Source organism: bacterium (genome assembly GCA_021158245.1).
Lineage (GTDB): Bacteria > Zhuqueibacterota > QNDG01 > QNDG01 > QNDG01 > QNDG01.
This window is the reverse complement of the sequence record JAGGVB010000121.1, coordinates 1-5,575: the sequence shown is the minus strand read 5'-3', so window position 1 is coordinate 5,575 and position 5,575 is coordinate 1. Positions and strand designations below refer to the sequence as shown.

The window sequence follows — 5,575 nt, the reverse complement described above, 5'->3', positions numbered from 1 at the left end:
GGCCTTATTTTTGTATTGTACAAAAGAGATTGATCCCCTGAGGTTCGCTCTCAATCTCAATTTTTGAATAATCAAGCCCCGAATTCTGGCATATATCAAGAAGTTGTTCAGCTGTCCTGTGAATTAAGAACCATTTACCTACAAGCTCCATTCCTTTTTTTGTAGGATTCTTCGGGCTGAAATTTCCAAAAATTATCTCACCTCCCTGAGGTACAATACGCCACAATTTTTTGAGAAGAACTCTTATTGTACGGTCATCAAGATAGTCAAAAAGGCCTGCAGACCAGATTAAAGGGTAAGTTTTATCTTTTTTCAGGAAGAATACGTTCGCCTGTTCAAAAACTACGTGAGAACTGTAGGGTTTGTTTCTAAACAGCTCTCTAGCATATTGGATAGCTTCAATCTCCTGATCTACGCATTGAAAATAAAGATTTTCCCATGAGTCTACAGATTCAAAGGCTTCGAGTGCGTCTCTGCAGGAGCCGCATCCTATATCCAGCACATTGAATGGTTCGGTTGCATTTTTTGTAATTTCAATACATTTTTTAATGAAGAACTCTTTTCTGTTTCTTACAGATTGAGCTGCTTCAAATGAGTGAAAAAGATTATCAAAAAATTTTCCGTGAGGAGAGTCAGAGGTTCTCCGGGTATAAATCCAGTCAATAAGCAAAAAATCTCCTGCGTAACCGAGAGGTTTTGTTCTTGTTCTTTGATGCATAATGCTGTCGTCGAGAGCGCTGCACAGAGAAAAGAATTTTTCTTTCAGTTCTTCCCCGTTAGGAGAAGAGTCAATTATTTCTGAAATTGTGTCGATTTTCTTAAAAAATACGTCTTTGTATGATGCTACATCCTGAGAATTCACATTCTGTATGAATTTCGAAAACTCCTTAAAAGTATCCATGATTTGCGGTTCCCTGCCATACATTGTTCAATTTCCATCCCTATTTGTATTTATTGCATTTTTTTAACAATTGTGTCTGTTTTGTAATGCAAATATAATACCAGAAATAAATAATTTATTATGAGCGGCGTAATTAGAGTAAATACAATATGATATATGAATTAGTTAAAAGACATTAATTATACAGAAGACGGCCCCTCCCTGTGAGAGTGGCCGTTTTTAATCCAATGTATCTTTCAAATTGTTTTATAGTTTTTAGTTTGTTCGATTAATTATTTGTAACCATTTCATTTGATGTAATAAGTTGATTTGCCGGGTGATTTAATACAGTTCTTATTTTGGACGTTAATTCTTCCATGGTAAATGGTTTTTGGAGAAATGCAGACCTGAATTTTGCATCAATGAATTTAGTCAGTTTATTGTTTATATAACCGGAAGTAAACAGCACCTTAATGTCGGGGTGTTCCCCTAAAATTTTGTCAGCTAATGCTTTGCCGTTCATATCAGGCATTATAATATCTGTAAGTAAAAGGTCAATCTTGCCGTGAAATTGATCTGCAATGGCAATTGCTTTGACAGGTTTTTCTGCTTCAAGAACAGTATATCCGAATTTTTTAAGGATTCTTGCTGTTAGCTTACGTACTTCATCTTCATCTTCGACCAAAAGAATTGTTTCAGTACCTCTAAAATTAATTTTATCCTTTTTATCTCCCGATAGTTCGGAGTTTCCATTTTCAGTAGATACTGGTAAAAATATTTTGAATGTTGTACCCTGTTCCAATTTAGACTGGCAAATAATATATCCGCCGCTCTGCTTGACTATACCGTAAACAGTAGAGAGGCCAAGGCCAGTTCCCAATGATTCCTTTGTTGTAAAAAATGGTTCAAATATTTTTTCCCTGATATCATCCTGCATACCTGTTCCGGTATCCGATACTGTAAGAATGACATAATCACCGGAGGGGATGGAAATATTAAAGTTGTGGCGGTTTATTTCAGTAAGTGTAATGTTTGAAGTTTCAATAGTCAGGGTGCCTCCGTTGGCCATGGCATCCCTTGCGTTAACAGCAAGATTAAAAATTATCTGTTCAATTTGAACAGGATCGGCTTTTACGAATTTAAGTTTTTCACAGCAGTTTACTATCAGCTTTATATCCTCGCCGATAATGCGGGACAGCATTCTCTTTGAAATCAATAAAATTTCGTTAATGTTTATAACCTTCGGCTGCATAACCTGATTTTTACTGAATGCAAGGAGTTGTTTTACAAGATCAACAGCTCTTGTTCCTGCTTTATAAATTGTATTAATATCCTCTCTTAACGGGTCGTCTTCATGAAGAGACTGCAGTAAAATCTGGCTGGTTCCGAGGATTGCAGTAAGAATATTATTAAAATCATGAGCAATACCGCCTGCAAGCTGCCCCACTGCTGCGAGTTTTTCAGACTGAAGGGCCTGCTTTGTTCTGTTATCTACTTCTTTTTCAAGGTCTTTTGCATAGGATTCAATTTTATTATGGGCTGTAGCAAGTTTGTTATTAGTAAGCCATTGCGCTTTACGCTGCCGTAAATGAAAACGCGAGCTTGCAGCAGATATTACAATAGTAGATACTATGAAAAAGTTATTGCTGATAAATATCTGTATATTTTGTGCATCAAGTATTAATAAGTTTGGTATAACATATAAAAGCCATACTATTGCACTTGGGATAATACTCTGCTTTAAAGTCATGGGGAGCAGTATACCAAATCCAAGAATGGGAAGATTTATTCCGGCATAATAGGGATCAGCAGGGCCCAGGTCCAGATAACACATCAGTGCAATTGAACCTCCGATAATAATAGTTAAAAGTGCTCCGAGATAATAGCTTTTTTTATAGTTTGAAAATGTTATGGCGTATATAATCCATGCACACAAACTTACTGCAATTCTAACAAAAAGGAACAGGGTGAAATGCTGTTGTTTAAATATAAAATCCAAAACACTGAAAAAGGGAACAAGTATACCTGCAAGCAGAGCGCCAATGGAAACGCTTTTTGAAATAATAGCGTTTATTTCTTCTTTAAAAGAATCATTAGAAATATTTTTATAATCAACTAAATTCATAAATTAGCAAACACCTTATGTTAAGAATAATTATTTGTAAATCTGGGATCAAGCCGGTCGGCAATCACAGTAATTTTTAAAGAAGTTTTTTCTATGTCAACACACTCCGATAGAGGCTTTACTATATTTTCAATTTTCGGTCGGGAAGATTGCTTTACCCAGTTTTTCATGTCCGTAATTGTGTATCTGCAGAATAGAACGTGTTCATTTTCTTCAGTACTGTTCCATAATTGGAAAGAAGTTGCTCCGAGTTTTTGAAGTTCGGGCCAGTTTATATGTAACCAGTTCATATAGTCACTCCTGTTTTTCCCGGGTTTTAAAATAAATTTATACGTTATGAAAGAGTTCACTTTTTCCCTATTTCAATTTGCACTGTAACATAGTAATTTTTGCCTGCCGTAAATATTTAAAATAACCTCCTAAGTTATTGAATTTCAGTCAGTTATGACTTTTTTCAATTTAACTTTTCTCTATCAATACCGATTTTATGCAAATGATGTGCCTTAATTAAGATGTAACCTGTTAAAAATATTTTCGTATTATCTATTGAGTTGTTGATTTTTATTAATCGGAGGCGTTAACATGAAGAGTAAATGGGGTGTATCGGCGTTATTTCTAATGTTGATTTTATTTTCAGGATGCAATTTTAAAATTAACCAGTCTGTTCGAATTAAGGATAATTCCGTATCAAGGAGCGGTTACAGCACTATTAACGGTTCTGTTTATATCGGGGATAATTGTAAGGTAAATGGTAAATGCAGGGCTATTAACGGTACAATTGATGTTGGGAAGGGATCTGTAGTCAACAGCCTTCAGACAGTGAATGGCACAATTACAATCAGTGAGAGTGCTGTTATCCGGGGCTCGGTGGAAACGGTTAACGGGGAAATTGAATGCAGAAAAGGCGTAAAAGTTCAAAGAAGAGTAAGAAGTGTAAATGGTGATATAATGCTGGACAGCACAAATGTCAATAATAATATTGAAACGTATAACGGCGATGTGGACCTTTATAACGGGACATTGGTATCTGGTGACATACGTATAAAGAGCGGCAAGGGCAACAGCAGAAAAACAAGGCATATTGTCATAAATATTAAAGGAGGATCTGTTGTCCGCGGGGATGTAGTTGCTGATGATGATCCGAGGCTTGACGTGGTTGTTTATGTAGAGGATAAAAACAGCATTGAGGGACGTACACGAAACGTAAAGGTCTCTGAAAAATAAATCCGGATGCCTCTTTTGTTTTATAAAAGCGGGGATGCACTGTTTAAAAACAAGTTCATTCTTGCTTTTTTTTATATATCTCCTTATTATATAACAAGTTCAATTTATCATGTATTTTGCGGAGGCAGTAATTTCACAGAAAAACAGCACATGGCGTGTTATAGATGTTATAAAATCCTCAACGGATTATTTGGAAGAACATAAAATTGAAAATCCCAGGCTCAATGCGGAATGGCTTCTTTGTAAAATTCTCGGTGAATCACGCATTAATCTTTATGTCCGTTTTGATCAGCCGCTTACAAAAAAAGAGAGGGGCAAATATAAAGAATTTATTTACAGAAGAGTACAAAGGGAGCCGCTTCAATATATTACTGAACAGTCGGAATTTATGTCCCTTTCATTCAGGGTCAATAAAAATGTATTGATACCGAGGCCCGAAACAGAAATTATGGTAGAATTTATTATTAAACAGTATAAAGGGAAAAAGGTAAGAATATTTGATATCGGAGGGGGGAGCGGAGCTATAAGCGTGAGCCTTGCACATTATTTAAAAGATTCAAAAGTGCTGTGTGCCGATATCTCGGAAGAGGCGCTTAGGATTGCTGAAGAAAATGCTGTTAAAAATTCAGTGAATGACAGGATAGATTTTAAATGTATTGACATTATGACAGAAGATATTAAATCATGTGCAGGCGGTTTATTTGACGTTGTAGTATCAAATCCCCCCTATGTAAGCAAAGAGGAGTGGAAGAAGCTTGCTCCTGAAATTGTCAATCATGAACCGAAAAATGCGCTCGTGGCAGAAGAAAACGGGCTTGCATTTTATCCTGCAATTGTAAGGCAGGCAAAGAGCATTTTAAAAAAGGGCGGTTTAATTGCAGTGGAAGTAGGCTACGGCCAGTCTGATGATGTTGCACAAATATTCAGATCGTCAGGATTAAAAAATTTGCAAATATTAAATGATTACAATGGAATACAACGTGTAGTTACAGGTACTTACTGATATTGGAAGTATAATATTTATTACAAAATGGTAAGGAGCGTAAAATGAACAAAGAAATTTTCAGGGCATATGATATAAGAGGTATTGCAGAAACAGATCTTAATTCGCAGACTGTGGAAAATATAGGCAGAGCATACGGAACTTTTATGATCAGGGAGGGGAAAAAACTTGTCTCTGTGGGCAGAGACGTAAGGCTATCCTCAGGCAGAATAAGAGACGCTCTTGTAAAAGGTATTTTGTCAACCGGTATAGATGTAATTGATGTCGGGGTTGTACCGACTCCGCTTGTTTATTTTTCCATTGTGCATTTTAAAACACACGGAAGCGTAATGGTAACAGGCAG

At 36.2% G+C, this 5,575-nt stretch carries 6 protein-coding genes; 3 read left to right on the top strand and 3 right to left on the bottom strand.

Going from position 1 to position 5,575, the window contains the following annotated elements; all coding sequences use genetic code 11:
* Positions 1-4: 4 nt before the first annotated feature.
* The 3 genes from J7K93_06850 to J7K93_06840 all read right to left on the bottom strand — a co-directional run bounded on the left by J7K93_06850 (position 5) and on the right by J7K93_06840 (position 3,295).
* Positions 5-901: a class I SAM-dependent methyltransferase gene (locus J7K93_06850; protein MCD6116713.1), complete on the bottom strand. Its 897-nt coding sequence runs from the start codon at positions 899-901 to the stop codon at positions 5-7.
* A 268-nt stretch (positions 902-1,169) separates the two neighbouring features.
* A complete protein-coding gene (locus J7K93_06845; GenBank protein MCD6116712.1) occupies positions 1,170-3,005 on the bottom strand; it encodes a response regulator in 1,836 nt (611 codons plus the stop codon).
* A 20-nt stretch (positions 3,006-3,025) separates the two neighbouring features.
* Positions 3,026-3,295, bottom strand: coding sequence for a hypothetical protein (locus J7K93_06840; protein MCD6116711.1), 270 nt, complete (start codon positions 3,293-3,295; stop codon positions 3,026-3,028).
* A gap of 292 nt (positions 3,296-3,587) precedes the next feature.
* On the opposite strand from J7K93_06840, the gene J7K93_06835 reads away from it, so the two are divergent.
* The 3 genes from J7K93_06835 to J7K93_06825 all read left to right on the top strand — a co-directional run.
* Positions 3,588-4,229, top strand: a complete 642-nt coding sequence (locus J7K93_06835; GenBank protein MCD6116710.1) for a hypothetical protein — start codon at positions 3,588-3,590, stop codon at positions 4,227-4,229.
* 109 nt (positions 4,230-4,338) lie between these two features.
* Positions 4,339-5,232 (top strand): peptide chain release factor N(5)-glutamine methyltransferase, encoded by an 894-nt coding sequence (gene prmC / locus J7K93_06830; protein MCD6116709.1) that lies wholly within the window; start codon positions 4,339-4,341, stop codon positions 5,230-5,232.
* A gap of 44 nt (positions 5,233-5,276) precedes the next feature.
* Positions 5,277-5,575 (top strand): phosphomannomutase (locus tag J7K93_06825; protein MCD6116708.1); only part of this gene is annotated, 299 nt, incomplete at its 3' end.

What these genes read in the sequence shown, in the direction of transcription:
- prmC (MCD6116709.1), top strand. Translation starts at nt 4,339, where the DNA reads ATGTATTTTGCGGAGGCAGTAATTTCACAGAAAAACAGCACATGGCGT.
- J7K93_06850 (MCD6116713.1), bottom strand. Translation starts at nt 901, where the DNA reads ATGGATACTTTTAAGGAGTTTTCGAAATTCATACAGAATGTGAATTCT.
- J7K93_06835 (MCD6116710.1), top strand. Translation starts at nt 3,588, where the DNA reads ATGAAGAGTAAATGGGGTGTATCGGCGTTATTTCTAATGTTGATTTTA.
- J7K93_06840 (MCD6116711.1), bottom strand. Translation starts at nt 3,295, where the DNA reads ATGAACTGGTTACATATAAACTGGCCCGAACTTCAAAAACTCGGAGCA.
- J7K93_06845 (MCD6116712.1), bottom strand. Translation starts at nt 3,005, where the DNA reads ATGAATTTAGTTGATTATAAAAATATTTCTAATGATTCTTTTAAAGAA.